Annotated in this window: 15 protein-coding genes and 1 tRNA gene; 3 read left to right on the top strand and 13 right to left on the bottom strand. The window is 68.6% G+C overall.

Going from position 1 to position 15876, the window contains the following annotated elements; genetic code table 11:
* Positions 1–94: 94 nt before the first annotated feature.
* Together Q0C57_RS17725 and Q0C57_RS17720 are read right to left on the bottom strand one after the other, a co-directional pair.
* Complete coding sequence (locus tag Q0C57_RS17725) at positions 95–610, bottom strand: ParB N-terminal domain-containing protein (RefSeq protein WP_296578242.1); 516 nt, start codon at positions 608–610, stop codon at positions 95–97.
* Positions 611–785: 175 nt separating this feature from the next.
* Positions 786–1466, bottom strand: coding sequence for a recombinase family protein (locus Q0C57_RS17720; protein WP_296578239.1), 681 nt, complete (start codon positions 1464–1466; stop codon positions 786–788).
* A gap of 108 nt (positions 1467–1574) precedes the next feature.
* Between Q0C57_RS17720 and Q0C57_RS17715 the strand changes: the two genes are divergently transcribed.
* Positions 1575–2486, top strand: coding sequence for an EVE domain-containing protein (locus tag Q0C57_RS17715; protein ID WP_296578237.1), 912 nt, complete (start codon positions 1575–1577; stop codon positions 2484–2486).
* 24 nt (positions 2487–2510) lie between these two features.
* Here the strand turns inward: Q0C57_RS17715 and Q0C57_RS17710 are convergent, their stop codons facing one another.
* The 10 genes from Q0C57_RS17710 to Q0C57_RS17665 all read right to left on the bottom strand — a co-directional run bounded on the left by Q0C57_RS17710 (position 2511) and on the right by Q0C57_RS17665 (position 12523).
* Positions 2511–4079, bottom strand: a complete 1569-nt coding sequence (locus tag Q0C57_RS17710; RefSeq protein ID WP_296578234.1) for a tyrosine-type recombinase/integrase — start codon at positions 4077–4079, stop codon at positions 2511–2513.
* Positions 4080–4210: 131 nt separating this feature from the next.
* Positions 4211–4295 (bottom strand) — tRNA-Leu (locus Q0C57_RS17705).
* Positions 4296–4367: 72 nt separating this feature from the next.
* Positions 4368–5291, bottom strand: a complete 924-nt coding sequence (truB, locus tag Q0C57_RS17700; protein WP_296578231.1) for a tRNA pseudouridine(55) synthase TruB — start codon at positions 5289–5291, stop codon at positions 4368–4370.
* Positions 5288–5692 (bottom strand): 30S ribosome-binding factor RbfA, encoded by a 405-nt coding sequence (rbfA, locus tag Q0C57_RS17695; RefSeq protein WP_296578228.1) that lies wholly within the window; start codon positions 5690–5692, stop codon positions 5288–5290. The genes truB and rbfA overlap by 4 nt, the downstream gene beginning before the upstream one ends.
* Positions 5693–5792: 100 nt before the next feature.
* Complete coding sequence (locus Q0C57_RS17690) at positions 5793–6491, bottom strand: nucleotidyltransferase family protein (RefSeq protein ID WP_296578247.1); 699 nt, start codon at positions 6489–6491, stop codon at positions 5793–5795.
* A 17-nt stretch (positions 6492–6508) separates the two neighbouring features.
* The gene (gene tsaE, locus Q0C57_RS17685) at positions 6509–8017 is read right to left on the bottom strand and encodes a tRNA (adenosine(37)-N6)-threonylcarbamoyltransferase complex ATPase subunit type 1 TsaE (protein ID WP_296578225.1); all 1509 of its coding nucleotides are present in this window, start codon (positions 8015–8017) and stop codon (positions 6509–6511) included.
* Complete coding sequence (locus Q0C57_RS17680) at positions 8014–10545, bottom strand: PAS domain-containing sensor histidine kinase (RefSeq protein ID WP_296578222.1); 2532 nt, start codon at positions 10543–10545, stop codon at positions 8014–8016. Before Q0C57_RS17680 ends, tsaE begins: the two co-directional genes overlap by 4 nt.
* 168 nt (positions 10546–10713) lie before the next feature.
* The gene (locus Q0C57_RS17675; protein WP_296578219.1) at positions 10714–11214 is read right to left on the bottom strand and encodes a GNAT family N-acetyltransferase; all 501 of its coding nucleotides are present in this window, start codon (positions 11212–11214) and stop codon (positions 10714–10716) included.
* The gene (tsaB, locus tag Q0C57_RS17670; RefSeq protein ID WP_296578217.1) at positions 11211–11903 is read right to left on the bottom strand and encodes a tRNA (adenosine(37)-N6)-threonylcarbamoyltransferase complex dimerization subunit type 1 TsaB; all 693 of its coding nucleotides are present in this window, start codon (positions 11901–11903) and stop codon (positions 11211–11213) included. Before tsaB ends, Q0C57_RS17675 begins: the two co-directional genes overlap by 4 nt.
* A gap of 59 nt (positions 11904–11962) precedes the next feature.
* Complete coding sequence (locus Q0C57_RS17665; protein WP_296578214.1) at positions 11963–12523, bottom strand: NifU family protein; 561 nt, start codon at positions 12521–12523, stop codon at positions 11963–11965.
* Positions 12524–12682: 159 nt separating this feature from the next.
* Here Q0C57_RS17665 and Q0C57_RS17660 point away from each other — a divergent pair, with 159 nt between their 5' ends.
* Positions 12683–14026: a hydrolase gene (locus Q0C57_RS17660; protein WP_296578210.1), complete on the top strand. Its 1344-nt coding sequence runs from the start codon at positions 12683–12685 to the stop codon at positions 14024–14026.
* Positions 14027–14033: 7 nt separating this feature from the next.
* Here Q0C57_RS17660 and Q0C57_RS17655 read toward each other — a convergent pair whose 3' ends face one another.
* Complete coding sequence (locus Q0C57_RS17655; protein ID WP_296578206.1) at positions 14034–14531, bottom strand: universal stress protein; 498 nt, start codon at positions 14529–14531, stop codon at positions 14034–14036.
* A 227-nt stretch (positions 14532–14758) separates the two neighbouring features.
* Here Q0C57_RS17655 and Q0C57_RS17650 point away from each other — a divergent pair, with 227 nt between their 5' ends.
* Entirely contained in the window at positions 14759–15832 is a 1074-nt protein-coding gene (locus Q0C57_RS17650; protein WP_296578203.1) for an acyltransferase, read from the top strand.
* Positions 15833–15876: the final 44 nt, after the last annotated feature.

Here is a 15876-nt window from a genome sequence, read left to right as displayed (position 1 = left end):
ACCGCGGTCGCCCCGACTGCGCAATCCCGACCAGCTGCGTCGGGGCGTCCGCTGCCGGACTGCAAGGGGGTCAACTTTGGACGCCGAAAAGGGGTCAACTTTGGACGCCGATTGACACCGATGGAAAGTCCGACCGCATCCAGTTGAGGATGGTGGCATGGCTGCGGATGTTGTTGAGCTCCTCAGCGATGGTGCGTGATGCTTTCACCTTGCCGTTGGGAAGACGGTGCATTCCCGACTGCACGTAGGCCCGGAACGCGCCTCGGTGGTCCTTAGCCTTCATTGGGAGCCCGTGTGCCAGGTTCTCCGCCGCGGCCCGCCAGAGAAGTCGCTCAGGCTTGGCCTGATGGACCTCAGCCATGAGGGCAGTCTGCCGGGCCAGCTTCGCCGCATGGTACCGGTGGAAGCCAGAGACGAGGATCAGGGCACCGTTGAGGCTGGCCAAGACGATGGGCGGGAACTGTGCTCCGGCGCTCATCGCGTCCGCGTATCTCTTGACCGTGGCGCTGTCCAACGCGCCTCGCACCTGCCACCGGTCGTTCACCACGATGGTTTCCAGCTCGATGAGGTCAGTCTTGGGCGACGAGGAGAGCTTCGGCGGGTTCGGCATGCGCTGCTTTCTGAGTGAAGGGCAAAAGGGTTAGGCGTCCTGTCCCGCAGGCGGACGCGAACATCTCTGGCGGGGTGATAAACCCCGTGCCGGAGCTGTGTTTCTCCTAGTGGGGGGTGTTGGACCGGCGCGGGCTTTCCTTGAGTGGGGCCACTCCCGGCCGGCTGCCGGAGGCTCAGGCCCGGGTCATGGCATCCATGAGACGGCGCACCTGCGTTGCCTGCCAGGCCCCTCGACCCGTGGCCGTGGGGATGCCCCGTTCGTTGAGTGCCGCAGCAATCTCCCGCAGCGACGACAGGCCGGAAGCCATGACCTCCTCGACCACCGGAGCGAGGTCGGACGCACGTCCATCAGCCTTGGCCTTCTTGGCCCTCAGGGCCTTCTCCCGCGTCTCCGGGGCGATGATGGTGCCCCTGAAGCCACCGAGCTTCCGACCACGCTCCTTAGCCGCCCCAAGGGCCGCCTTGGTCCGTTCCGAGATGACCCTCCGCTCCTCGTCTGCGATGACGGCCATGATGCCGATGGTCAGCCTGTTGGCGTGGGGGTTGTCCACCGCGACGAACTCCACCCCGGCCTTCTCCAGCCCGAACAGGAAGTGCGCATCGCGGGACAGGCGGTCCAGCTTCGAGATGACGAGGGTCGCCCGATGTACCCGGCAGGCCCGCAGCGCCTGCTCCAGCATCGGCCTGTCGTTCTTGCGACCGCTCTCGACCTCGGTGAACTCACCGACCAAGGTCCAGTCCCCGCCGCTGAGGAAACGGTGGACACTGGCACGCTGGGCTTCGAGCCCAAGGCCCGACCGACCCTGATCCTCGGTGGAGACGCGGTAGTACGCGACGAACAAGCCCTGAGCCATGGTGTGACGGTTCCAACAACGAGCGTTGTCAGATGTGTCACACATCTTGCAGCGAGGGTCAACTCGGGTAACGTGCGCCACATCGGCGGAACGAGAAAGGCGCGTCGCGTGAGGACCTTCATCTTTCAGGGGAACCCGGACAGCTTCGACATCGACGGTTATATGGCGACAAGTCCACACCCCGTCCTGTGGTACGTCAGCCATCATGCGAGGGAGATGGCCGTTGGCGACAGGGTGTTTCTATGGCGGGCGGCAGGCAAGAAGCGCAGCCCAGCAGGCATCATCGCATCCGCAACCGTCATCGAGCGCCCTCGACTGAGGCCTGAGAGTGAGGACGCGAAGCCGTTCTGGAGAGGCGGGGATGCGCGAGGAGCGGTCGATGAGATGAGAGCCTCGCTGCGGCTCGACGCTGTTGCTCCATCGGGCGGAGTGTTACCGGCTGAACTCCTGAAGAGTGATCCGGTGTTACGGGACCTCCCCAACCTTCGGTTTCTCTCCAAGACCACGTACCTCGTACCGGCAGCGATGGCTGCTCATCTTGCCGCAGTATGGGAGGCCGCTGCTCCGCTGGAACTGCGTGTCAGTGTTCCAGAGGAGGCGTTGGAACGGTCCGATGAAGTTGCACGCCATCTTGCCAGAACGACTTCGACCGCAGAGTTGCGGAGGCTCTACGATGAATACGCGTCCCGGCGGCCGGCCGGGCCGTCAACGCGCGTCGCAGCCGTTCGCATCTACCAGCGTGCCGAGATTGTGAAGGCTTACGCGCTGGATCGAGCCAAGAACCGCTGCGAGTTGCCGGGTTGCACGGTGCTGCCGTTCCTCATGGACGATGAAACAGCCTACTGCGAGGTCCACCATATCGTCCCCTTGGCCGAAGGTGGCCCGGACATCGAAGAGAATGTTGCGTGCCTCTGCCCTGCCCACCATCGCGAGGCTCATTGCGGAAAGCAGCGGGATGCAATCCGTTCACAGCTTCAAGCACTGCGGCGAGGGGCCTCCCCCGGTGGGGGGAAACCCTGACCGCGCCGCAGGATCGATGAACTCTCACATCTGCTCTGCAGATATTCCGGGTAGGGGCAGCTTGGCCACGGCCTCATGCAGCGTCTCCAGCCACAGGCCGCCGTAGTTCTGACCCTCGTTCGCAGCGGCATGTCCCGTGATCCGGTCGGACACGCTGTCCTGCACCCCATGCGCACGGGCGACCGTCTTGAAGTAGTGCCGCCATGCGTGGTTCGGGTCTTTCCGATGCTCCCGACCGACCTTGAGCCCGAGCGTGTGGACCCACGAGGCGAGGTTCTTGGCAATGATCTTGGCCGGGGGCCTGGTGGAACCCTCCCGCCGTCTCTTCGGGTCGTAGAAGAGGGGGCCTTCGGGCTTCGCCTTCACGAAGTCGAGGAAGCCGGCGGCGATCACATCAGGGTGCAACGGCACGTCTCGCTCGGAGTTCGCGTTCTTGATGGACCCAGCCTCGCCGGTGATCCGAATGAACCAGATGCCCTTCTCTTCCCGGATGTCCTCCTTGCGGAGCTGACAGACTTCCGCCACCCGGGCTCCCGACTGGGCACAGAGGAGGGGTACCCACCGACGAACGGGACTTTTCTCCTTGGCCGAAGCCGTGAGAATGACCCTGGCTTCCTCAGGGGTGAACGCTTGCATCCGGTCGTTCGGCTTGGCTTTCCTGACAACCGAGACACGGGCTCCGGGATTGTCGCTGACGAGGTCGTTCTCGACGGCCCATGAGAACACCGCCTTCACAGCGGCCAATTTGGCCCCGTTGATCGTCTTCGGGGCATCCCCGGCATCGAGCAGGCGCTGCTTCCACCCCACCACGTCTTTCTTCGTGACACGGCTGGCATCGTCGTGCCCGACGAACTCGGAGAAGCGGGTGATGTACGTGGTGTAGAGCTGGAGGGTGGCCGGCTTCGGCTGCTTCTCCTTGGCCCAGCCCTCGATCAGCGTCTTGAACGGAACCGCTGACCGGGTGGCCACACTCGGCTTGGCCTGCTCGAAGTCTGGATAGCGGTCGGCTTCTCGGTCGCGGCTGTAGTCGCCCTCGGCACGCTTGATGAGGGTCGTTGCGGCTTTGACATGCGCCAAGGCCATCTGGTGCAGGAGCGCCAGCCGGGAGGCTTCCGTGACGACCAGCGACCGCTCATCGAGAAACGCATCGAGATCGATCACCCGAGCCAACAGCTTGTACCCCCGGTCTGGGTCATGCGCAGGTGCCTCGGAGCCATCGCTGTCGGGGTAGAGGTACCGAAGCGCGTCGATGAGCACGTCCCGGGTGGCATCCCAGCCGACCTCGCTCCCCGGCTCGTCCTCATGCTGCCTGACCAGCGCCCGGTGCCATTCCCCGGCGAGGGCACGGAGCTGCTTGTGGGACAGTTCAGCAGGACCTTGGCGAACAGCATCCCACCGCTTCTGGATGAGGGCCTCCACCGAAGCATGGCGCACTTTCGCCACGCGAGAGTCCTTGGTGTGCAGGGAGAGCTTCACTGGGCCGGGCCCGAGCTTGGTCTTCGACACCACGCCATCAGCGATGACCACGGTGAGCGACTCACCGAGGACCTTGTTGCTGATGTCTGCGGGGATGCGAGCCCGGAAGTAGAACATCCCCGTCTTGGGATGGGACCATGGACGGGGCATTCGGATTACCATGTGTGCCTCCCGCGTGTACCTGTCGCGGGAAGCCAACTCGTTGTTTCGGCTGCTTCTTTCGTCCGATCAAGGACTTAAGAAGGGAATGGTGCCCAGAAGAGGACTCGAACCTCCACGCCTCGCGGCGCTGCTACCTGAAAGCAGTGCGTCTACCAATTCCGCCATCTGGGCGAAGGCGGCTCTCATAGCGAGTGTGGCGGGACCCGTCAACGTGCTCTTTGCAGGACAGGGCCTGCACCGGCGTCACGGCCCGAAGACGAAGACGCGTCTGGGCACGAGTTCGCCGGCCTCGACCTCGCAGAGGGCGATGGGATCGCCGGCCGATGAGGCCCAGACCGCCCCCGCGATCGGCGCATCGCGGCCGCGCAGAATTGCGCTCTGGCCGCGCAGCAGGCGGGCGGCCACGTCCCGCGTCACCTTGACCTCCGGGACCTCGGCGAGGGCCGCCTCGACGGGCAGCAGAGCGTCCTCCAGCGCCTGGCCGGCGATCTTGCCCTCGGCGAGCTCGCGCAACTCCTCGAGCGTCACCGTGTCGTCCTCGCCGAAGGGGCCGACACGGGTGCGGCGCAGCGCCGTGACATGGCCGAGGCAGCCGAGATCACGGCCGATGTCGCGGGCAATGGCGCGCACATAGGTGCCCTTCCCGCACTCGGCCTCGAATTCCGCGCTCTCGGCGGAGAAGGCGGTGAGGCGCAGGCTGTCCACCGTGATCGGCCGGGCCTCCAGCACCACCGCCTCGCCGTCGCGGGCGAGGTCATAGGCGCGCTCTCCGCCGATCTTGATGGCGGAGAACTGCGGCGGCACCTGCATGATCGTGCCGGTATAGCGCGGCAGCAGCGCCTCCACGGCCTCGCGTGTGGGCCGGAGGTCGGAGCGGGCGGTGACACCGCCCTCGGTGTCGTCCGTGGCCGTCTCGGTCCCCCAGGCGACAGTGAAGCGATAGGTCTTGCGGCCGTCCATGACGAAGGGGACGGTCTTGGTCGCCTCCCCCAGCGCGATCGGCAGCAGGCCGGTGGCGCGCGGGTCGAGCGTGCCGGCATGGCCGCCCTTCTTGGCATTGAACAGGCGCCGCACCTGCGACACCGCATGGGTGGAGGTCTGGTCGAGATCCTTGTCGAGGATCACCCAGCCATGGACGTCGATCTTCTTCGAGCGCGGCTGGTTCATGCCTCGCCGTCCTTCTGGACGTCGCGGCGCACCTCGTCGCTCTCTAGCAGGCGGTCGATGCGCGAACCCTCCTCGAAGGACTCGTCGATGCGGAAACGCAGGTCGGGCGCGAATTTCAGGTTGGTGCGATGGGCGAGCTCGCCGCGCAGGTAGCGCTTGTTGCGGGCCAGAGCCTGGATCACCTCCGGCTGGTCTTTGCCGCCCAGCGGCATGACGAAGCAGGTGGCGATCTTGAGATCCGGCGACATGCGCACCTCCGGCACGGTCACCACGTTCGTCTGCAGCACGGGGTCGTGGATCTCGCCGCGGGCGAGCACCTCGGAGAGGGCGTGCCGCATGAGCTCGCCGACGCGCAACTGCCGCTGGGACGGGCCGGTGCCCGTGTCGAAACGCTTGGCCATGGTCGCTCGTGTCCTTCGCCCGGGGTCGGACCGGGTGGAAGTGGAAAGGGGAGGCGGGCACATACACCCTGAGGGCGCGAAAGGGAAGGGTTGGGGGCCGTTATCCGCGGCCTGCCGCCATCGCCCGTTCCGCTTCGCCGATGGCCGCGGGCGTGCCGACATGCAGCCAGAGCCCGTCGAGCACCAGGCCGTGCAGACGGCCCTGCGCCAGCGAGGCGTTCCAAAGGGCGTTGAGCGAGAAGACATCGCCGTCGGTCCGGCCGGCGAAGTCCGCCTTCCGCATGATTGCGGCCCCGGCATAGGCATAGGGCGCCCGCGCCGCCGATCCGCGCCGGGTCAGGCCTCCGTCCGGGCCGAGGAAGAAGTCGCCCGGCCCGTCGAAGCCGACGCTTCCCTCCATCGCCGCCAGCAGCAGCAGCGAATCCATCCGGGCGGGATCGAAGGCGGCGATCATCCGCGACAGGTTCGCACCCTGCCGGTCGGTCCAGAACGAATCGGCGTTGCGGATGATGAAGGCCTCGCCGAGATGCGTCAGGGCGCGGGTGACGCCGCCGCCGGAGTCAAGAATCTCCGCCCGCTCGTCGGAAATGACCACGGCCGGGGCCGTGCGGCCCGCCACGGCGGCCTCGATCTGGTCGGCCAGGTGGTGGACATTGACCACGGCGCGCCTCACGCCGGCCTCCGCCAGCGGGTCGAGCACATGGTCGAGCAGGGTCTTGCCGGCGACCGATACCAGCGGCTTCGGGATGCGGTCGGTGATCGGCCGCATCCGCGTGCCGAGGCCCGCCGCCAGCACCATGGCGGTGTCGATGGGGCTCACGGCGGCGGCACCCGGTCGTCGACCCAGCGCTTCACCTGAATGAGAGCCGGATGGGCGAGGCAGCGCTGCAGATAGGCCCAGATGCGCGGCAGATGGGCGAGGTATTGCGGCTTGCCGTCGCGCTTGTCGAGGCGGGCGAAGATGCCGAGAATCTTGGTCGCCCGCTGCGCCCCCATGATGGCATAGAGCCGGGCGAAGGCGGCCATGTCGAAGCCGGGATCGACCGCCCTGCGCGCCGCGGCATAGCGCGACAGCAATTGCAGCTCGAGCTCCTCCGGCACGGTGATGCGCGCATCCTGCAGGAGCGAGGCGACGTCATAGGCGGCAGGGCCCATCAGCGCGTCCTGGAAGTCGATCAGGCCGACCTTCTCGATCCCTTCGCGGCCGGAGAGCCAGATCAGGTTCGGCGAATGGAAGTCGCGCAGGACCCAGGTCCGCGTCGCCGCCTCCACCTCGGCGAAGAGATCGCCCCAGCGCTGCAGGAAGACATATTTCTCGCTCGCCGGAATGCGCGCGTCCTTCATCGGCAGGTACCAGTCGAGGAGGAGTTCCACCTCGATGCTGAGCGCCTCCTTGTCATAGGCCGGCAGCGCATAGGCGCCCTTCGGCGTCGCCAGAGTCGCGGGGCGCGGCCGCGCATGGATCAGTGCCAGCACGTCCACCGCAGCCATGTAGCGCTCGGTGATGGGCATTCCGTCGCTGATGACGCCTTCGCCGCCGAGATCCTCGATGATGAGGAATCCCTGGTCGAGATCGACAGCCTCGATCTCCGGCGCCGAGAGCCCGATGTCGCGCAGGCCCTCGGCCATGGCGACGAAGGGCACCATGTCCTCGGCGAGATGGGCGATGCGGCTGTAGGGAAGCCCGTTCTTCACCGGCGGCCCGTCCGGCTTCTTCGGCGCGTTCATCAGCACGGCGCGGCGCTGGCCGTCGAGCAGCCGCTCGTAGGACCGCGAAGATGCGTCCCCCTGCAGGTGCCGGCGCAGCGAGCCGCCCCAGCCCGCATTGTTGAGGAAACCGCGCAGGGCGACGAGCCGCGCCAGCCGCCCTGCCCAGGCGCCATGGCCCGTCAGGGTGGCGCTGCGGGCATTGGGCCCGCGGGCCGGGACCAGCGCCAGGGCGATCTCCAGCCGGTCGCCGGAGAGCGCGCCGCCCAGGCGGTCCGGCCATTCGACGATGAGCAGGGCGCCCTCGGCCGCCTCGTCCCAGCCGAGTTCGGCGATCTCGTCGGGCGAGGTCACCCGGTAGAGATCGGCATGGATGACCGGCAGGCGCTTCAGGTCATAGGGCTGGATCAGCGCGAAGGTCGGGCTCGGCACCTCCAGCTTCTCGTCCTCGGCGATGGCGCGGATGAGGGCGCGGGCAAGGGTCGACTTGCCGGCACCGAGATCGCCTTCCAGCGTCACCACGTCATGGGGCTGGGCGGCCATGGCAAGGTCCATGGCGAGTTCGCGCGTCTCCGCCTCGTTGGCGAGCATGCGGTGGTGACGAAAGGGTTCGGTCATTCGGCGGCCTTGGAGAAATCCTCGAGATGGGCCGGGAAGGTGACCTTGACCTGGGTGCCGCTGCCCGGCGCGGTCTCGACCTCGATGCGGCCGCGATGCAGCTGGACGAAGCTCTGGACGATGGAGAGGCCAAGGCCGGCGCCGCGGTGGCGGGTGCCGGTGGACCGCGTCTCGAAGCGCTCGAACATGCGGCCGACCATGTCGGGGGCGATCCCGGCGCCCTGGTCGCGCACCTTGAAGACGATCTCCTCGCCCTCGCGTGTCGCATCGAGCACCACGAGGCCGCCGCGATCGGAAAAGCCGATGGCGTTGGACAGGAGGTTGAACAGCACCTGCCTGACGCGCTGGGCATCGGCGCGGAACGTGCCGATATCCTTGGTGATGCGCGTCTCGATGCGGATCTGGCTCTCGGTGATGCGGTCGCGCACCGCGTCCACCGCCGCCTGGATGGTGGCACGGATGTCGACCTCACCGAGCTCGAGCTCCATCACGCCGGCATCGATGGTGGCGAGGTCGAGCACGTCGTTGATGATCGACAGCAGCGAGGCTGAGGAGGCGCCGATATAGCCGAGATATTCCCGCTGCTTGTCGTTGAGCGGGCCGATGGAGGGGTCGTCGAGGACCTGGGCGAAGCCGATGATCGTCGTGAGCGGCGTGCGCAGCTGGTAGGAAACGTGGTGGACGAAGTCGTTGCGCAGCTTGGCCGCCGATTCCAGCGCCTCGTTGCGCTCGGTCAGGGCCCGCTCGACCATCACCATGTTGGTGACGTTCCTGAAGGTGACCAGCGTCGCGCCGCCCGGCAGGGGGGCGGTGCCGGTGTCGAGCACCGAGCCGTCGGTGCGCTCGATGCGGAAGCTACGCTGGCGCCGCTCGTCGGCGAGAGCGGTGACGGCCGCGCGCACCTCCGCCCAGATGCCGCCGTCACGGACATAGGGCATGCAGAGGCCGGCGACCTGGTCGATCTTCGGCCGGCCGTCGAGGACCTTCGGGTCGAACTCCCACAGGGTGGCGAAGGCGCGGTTTGACAGCGACAGGCGGGCATCCGATCCGAACACCGCCACGGCCTCGTCGAGATTGTCGATGGTCTCGCGCTGGACCCGGCCGAGGGCCTGGACCTGGGTCTCCAGCTGCAGCCGCTGGGTCAGGTCCTCGAAGACATAGGTGACGCCGCCGGCCGGATCCGGGTTCTGGACGACGCGCAGGAACCGCCCGTCGGGGAGCGGCCATTCGAGGATGCGCGGCTCGGTATCCACCGCCTCGTAGACCCAGTGCAGCGTCTTCTTCCACTCGCGGTAGTTGGACTGTTCCGGCAGGAGCCGCCGCTCGCGCAGCCGGTCGAGGATGTCGCCATCGGTCGGCGCCTGGTGGAGAAAGGCGGGCTCGAGGTCCCAGAGCTGGCGGAAGGCCTCGTTGTTGAAGACCAGGCGCTTGCCAGCGTCGAAGATCGCCACCGCCGTCGCCAGCTGGTCGAGGGTGCGCTTGTGCGTCTCCATCTCCACCGAGAGTTCGGAACGGACGGTCTCGAGATCGGTGACGTCGACGGCGATCCCGGCCGAGCCGGCCCCGGCCGGCGTCTCGATGATGTCGAAGATGCGCCGCTGGCCGGCGGCGACCGCCGCGACCCGGCGCGCGAAGGGCTTGCGCGCGGAGCGGTGGCGCGCCGCCTCGTGGCGGTCGGCGGGGTCGAGCAGTTCGACCCCCGCGGCCACGGCGCGCTGGCCGTCGGCGGCATCGGTGGCCGCGGCATAGGCGGTGTTGACCCAGGTGATGCGGCCTTCCGCATCGCGCAGCCAGACCGGCAGGGCGAGCGCACCGAGAAAGGAGCGGATCGTCGCGGTTTCGCGCACCAGGGCGTCATGGCTCGCCCGAAGCTGGATCAGCTCCTCGCGCACGCCGGCGACGAGGCGCAGCCGCAGCACGGCACGCCCGCCGATGGGGCGGCCCTCGGCCTCGATCGGCCGGCCGGCCTGGCTGACAACGTCAAGGCGGAACGGCGTTCCCGACAGCCGCAGCGCATCAACCGCCCGCTCCAGCTCCGCGGCCTTCTCGGCCGGCAGCCAGGTGCCGAAGGCCAGCACGCGTCGCGCCACCGGCAGATCGGTGACGAGCGCCACGTCACCGGCGATCTCCGGCTCGTCGCGATCGCCACCCCAGACGACGACCACATGCGGATCGAGCGTCAGCAGCTCGGCGTTGCGATCGAGGGCAAGGCGCAACTCGTTGATTTCCCGGCGCGACTGGCGGGCTGCCGCGGCGGCGTTCGCGCGGGTCCGCAGGAGGCCGATGGCGGTAACGACGCCGAAGACCACGACGCCGACATTGAGCCCGAAGGCCGCCCATTCATGGGCCGGGATAGCGCCGACGAGGCGCGACAGCATGGGAGAGGCTTCGTTCGCGGCGACGAGCGCCGTGCTGGCCAGCAGGGCGGCCGCGGTCGCCGGGGCGAGCCGGATGGCCCGCGATGCCGGCTTCGGCTGCGGCGCGCTCTCCCGGCAGGATGCGTCGTCGACCCTTGGCAGGCCCGGCATCTCGTATCCTTACGTCCACGATGCGGCACGGGTGCGGGATGAGGGATCCGCGCCAGTGCCGCCCGCGGCGCGAATCACGATCAATCTAACCTTGCGGAGACTCGCGGTCTAAGAGTCCAGAACGGGAACGGCAGCGGGAATTTTCCGGCCTCCCGGCGTGCTTCGGCGTCAGATGGCGGGCAGCAGCCGCCGCATCGTCAGGGCATCCGCCGCCCCCTGCGCCGTCCGATAATAGGCCTTCCGCCGGCCGACAGGCTCGAACCCGGTGCGGGCATAGAGCTTCAGGGCGGCTGCGTTCTCCGCCTCGACTTCGAGGAAAAGCGTGCGCACTCCGGCCCGCATCAGATCCGGCAGATGGGCAGCGATCAGCCGGCCGGCATAGCCCCGGCCGCGCAGCCGCGGCGCGACGGCAACGGTGAGGATTTCCGCCTCGTCACCGGCGATGCGGCTGAGGATGAAGCCTGCGGGGGACGCCGCCGGCCGGCGGCGGATGACATGGGCGATAACGGAGGCCTCCGTCAGCATGGCGGCGAGGTCCTCCGCCCCCCAGCCGCGATGGAAGGAGGCGGCATGGATGGCGGCGAGATCGTCACAATCGGCCGTCGTCGCCCGCCCGACGACAGGGTCCGGCCGCGGCCACCAGAACACCAGATCGGAGATCAGGGTCATGTCATGGGCCCGCTGATCGCCGGCGGCGACGCCTGCGGCTTGGCGTCCACCGCCTTCAGGTAAAGCGGCTTGCAGGGCGCCGTCGCGGCCGCGACAGTGGCGCCGAGGCGGGCGAGGAGGCCGATATCAGGCGCCGCCCGTCCGTCGAGGATCACCGGGGCGGAGGCGCCCTCCGGCCAGGCGGCGAGGATGGCCTCGGCGCCCGGGCCGACGATGGCCACCGGCATGGCGGCCGCGCGCCGGGCCGCCTCGGCGACCGGAACATAGGCGGGGGGCAGGATCTGCGACCGGTCGGCGGCGGTGAGCGCGGCATAGACATGGCCGTGGCGCGCATCGATGGCGACGAGCACGGCCAGGGGCTCCGCCGCCGCGAGATAGGGTTCCGCCAGCACGGCGAGGGTCGACAGGCCGACGGACTCGCCCCCCGTCGCGAGCGCCATGGCCCGCGCCGCGGCGACGGCGACCCTCAGGCCGGTGAAACTGCCGGGCCCGGTCGTCGCGACGAACCGCCGGCAGGCGCCGGGTGCGATGCCGGCCTGCGCGCAGGTCTCGGCGGCGAGCGGGATCAGCCGTTCCGCATGGCCGCGCTCCATGGGCTCTGACCGTACGGCAAGCAGCTGCCCCGACGTGGTGTCGAGGACGGCGGCCGAACAGGCGCCGAGCGCCGTGTCGAGGGCAAGAACGAGCATCTGCCGGTGCTACACCGTCCAAGGCGGAGCGGAAAGAGCCTGGCGGCGGATCGCCCGCGTCAGATGGACTGGACTTCCCGCACGTCGGGAAGGAAGTGGCGCATCAGGTTCTGGATGCCGTGCTTCAGCGTCGCGGTGGAGGACGGGCAGCCGGCGCAGGAGCCCTGCATGGCGAGATAAACGATGCCGTCCTTGAAGCCGCGGAACGTGATGTCGCCGCCATCGGCGGCGACCGCCGGGCGCACCCGCGTCTCCAGGAGTTCCTTGATCGTCTCGACCGTGCCGGCATCGGCCGGGTCGAAGAACTCCTCGTCCCCGCCCGGAGCGAGCGAGGCATCGCTGCGCACCAGCGGCTGACCCGACATGAAATGTTCCATGATGGCGCCGAGGATGGCGGGCTTCAGGTGCGGCCATTCGGCCGCGCCCTTGGTCACGGTGATGAAGTCATTGCCGAAGAAGACGCCGGCGATGCCGTCGATGGCGAAGAGCTTCTCGGCCAGCGGCGACTGGCGCGCCGCCTCCGCATTGGGCATGTGGAGCGTGCCCTCGGGGAGCACGGTGCGGCCAGGCAGGAACTTCAGGGTCGCCGGGTTGGGGGTCGCTTCCGTCTGGATGAACATGGGTGTCTCCACGCGCTCCGGTTCAAGGCCGAGCGGACTGGAATGATTCAAGCGAATTCTTCCAAACAGCATGTGGCGATGCTAGGGCCTGCCGTCAACCGCAAAGACCCGCGGCCGGACGGGCCGGCTGCCGCGCATCGCCGGATCGGGAGACCATCCATGCCGACACGCCGGACCATCCTGCTGGGCGGATCCGCCCTGGCTCTCGCCACCACCGGCCCCCTGCGCGCCCAGTCTGCCCCGCCTGTCCCCATCCTCTTCGTCCATGGCAACGGCGATCATGCGGCGCTGTGGATGACGACGCTCTGGCGTTTCGAGACCAATGGCTGGCCGCGCGACCGGTTGCACGCCTTCAACTTCACCGATCCCCTGTCCCGCAGCGACGACGCTGCGGCCCAGCCGGGCCGTTCGGGCACCGCGGACCAGCTGCGCGAGCTCGCCGCGGCGGTCGAGGCCCTCTGTGCCCGCACCGGGGCGCACCGCATCGCCCTCGTCGCCAGTTCGCGCGGCGGCAATGCGGTGCGCAACTACGTCGTCGAATCCGGCGGTGCCGCCCGCGTCAGCCATGCCGTGCTGTGCGGCACGCCGAACCGTGGCGTGTTCGACTGGGAGGCCAGCCCCGGCAGCGAGTTCAACGGCCGCGGTCCCTTCCTCACCATGCTCAACCGCCGCGACAGCGACGTTGTGCCCGGCACGGCCTTCCTCACCCTGCGGAGCGACGGCAACGACAAGTTCGCGCAGCCCGACGGACGACTCATCGGGCGGTCGGGGGTGGCGACGGGCATCACCGCCGAGGGCCCGGCGCTCCGCGGCGCGACCAATATCGTGCTCGGCCAGCTCGACCACCGCGAGGTGGCCTTTCACCCACGCGCCTTCCGCGAGATCTATCGTTTCATCGCCGGTCGCGAGCCCGCGATGCTGGCGGTGGCGCCGGAACCACGCGTCCGTCTTTCCGGTCTCGTCACCGGCAATGCCGGCGGCGTACCCAGCAATCGCCCGGTTGAGGGTGCGACCATCGAAGTCCATCGCGTTGATCCGGTGACCGGCGCGCGACAGGGCGAGGTCCTCCTGAAGCAGACCACGGGACCGGACGGCGCCTGGGGCGCGCTCGTCGCCGGCCCTTCCGATCCGCTGGAATTCGTCCTCGCCGTGCCCGGCCATCCGCTAACGCACATCTACCGTTCGCCCTTCCTCCGGTCCTCGGAGGTGGTGCATCTGCGCCCGGCGCGCCCCCTGTCGGAGGCCGACCGGGCCGCCGGCGCCGTCGTGCAGATGACGCGGCCGCGTGGCTATTTCGGCATTCCCCGCGACGTCGTCCTCCTCGACGGCAAGGAACCCGCAGACGTGACCAAGGGCGTGGCCACCGATTCCGCCACCGTCCTCCGGCTGCCCGCTGCGGAGATCGGGCGGACGATCGTCGGCCTGTTCAACGAGGAGCGGATTGCCCTGCGCGCCTGGGGCGTCGCTGAGAACCGAGTCGCCATCGCCGAACTGACCTGGTGAGGCCGGCTCAGGCCAGCGCCGCGATCTCGTCGTCGGAAAGCTGGCCGGGCACGATGGCGACGGGGATCGGATAGGACCCCGCCGTGCGGGCGAGGCTGGAGACCAGGGGTCCCGGCCCGTCCTTGCCGGCGCTGGCGGCGAGAACCAGGATCGAGATGTCCGGGTCGTCCTCGATCTGGGCGAGGATCGCCTCGGCCAGCGTACCCTCACGCACCACCAGTTCGGGCTCGACGCCGACGAGCTTCATGGCGCGGTCGGCGGCCGCATCGAGCTTGGCGCGGGCATCGGCATGGGCTTCCGCGCGCATGACGTCGGCGACGCCGAACAGCGCCTGGCCGTCGCCGATTCGCGGTTCCACCACGGCCAGCATCTGGAGCCTGTGGCCGGTGCGGGACGCCCGGCGCGCGGCGAAGACGATGGCGCGGTCGCATTCCTGCGAATCGTCGATCACGACCATGAATTTCGGCGTGTGGCCGGATTGATAGGCTTCGCGTTTGCGGGTCATCGGGGCCTCTCTCTGCACCGCAACAGGCGCTATGTCGCACCCGGCGCTCGGGCTTGGCAAGCAGCTCGGGTCGTGATGGGCGCGCCGGCCGGCTCTGGCGCGGTCCTTGCGGTTGAAACGGCGCCGGCGGGATGGCGCCTCCCGTCTGGCTCCTTTCGGCGCAGGCCTGTGCCGGAATGACCTTAGGCAAGCGCATCTGCGGCACAACAGCCGACCGACGGGACCGCATGACACCGAACGACCGCCTCGCATCGATCCAGTATCTCCGGGCGGCCGCCGCATTGATGGTCGTCGCCTATCACGTGTTCGGCGATGTCGCGGTCGTCGGGTCGGCGGGCGTCGACGTGTTTTTCGTCATCAGCGGTCTGGTGATCGCCATGGTCACGGCCGTGAAGCCGGTTCGGCCGGTCATCTTCGCCTATGACCGGGTCGCGCGCATCCTGCCGCTCTACTGGCTGTTCACGGCGCTTCTGGTCGCGACCAAACTGCTGGCGCCCGACCTTCTGCCGCGGCTGCCCCTCGATACAGGCTGGATCGTCAGCTCGTTCCTGCTGATCCCGACCGTCGTTCCGGGCACCGCCGACCGGTTTCCCTTCCTTTATCAGGGCTGGACCCTGTGGTTCGAGGCGCTGTTCTACCTCCTCGTCCTCGCCGCCATGCTCGTGTCGCGCCGCCACCAGGCGGTCATCCTCTCGGTCGTCCTGCTCTCCCTGGTGGCGATCGGAGCGATCCTGGAGCCGCAGGGCCCGATGGGCATCTCCTTCACCAGCCCGCTGCTCCTCGAGTTTCTCGCCGGTTATCTCTTCGGGACCTGGCGTCAGGCCGGCGGCAGGCTCCCTGCCGCATCGGGCCAGCTGCTGGTCGGGTTCGGCGTCATCGGCTTCATTGCCGCAGCCGGCTTCGCGGGCGCGCCCGAAGGCTGGCCGCGCATCTTCTGGTGGGGCCTGCCGGCGCTTGCCCTCGTCACCGGCGCCGTAATCCTCGACGATGCCCGCCGGATCGGCGCGCACCCCTTCCCGCTGCTTCTCGGCGATGCCTCCTATGCCGTCTATCTGAGCCACGGCATCGCCATATCGGTCCTCTCGTTCGCCAGCCGCCGGGCCGGCTGGGCGACCGGCCCGGCTCTCGATCAGCCGGTCCTGGCACTCGCGATCGGAACGGCTGCCGTCGCGGTCGGGATCGGCGTGCACCTGATCGTCGAAAAGCCGCTGATGCGGTTCCTGCGCAGCGCCCGGCCGAGACCGCTGCCGCCGGTCGCCGCCGGTATCGGCGGCATAGCTGTCCCATCAGGCGAACGTTAGTGTCGCAATCCTTCCAAACCGGCCGCTTCGCTGCTATGTGCGGA

Source organism: Phreatobacter sp., from assembly GCF_022843985.1.
Lineage (GTDB): Bacteria > Pseudomonadota > Alphaproteobacteria > Rhizobiales > Phreatobacteraceae > Phreatobacter.
The sequence above is the reverse complement of the archived record's forward strand: the minus strand, read 5'-3'. Positions and strand labels throughout refer to the sequence as shown.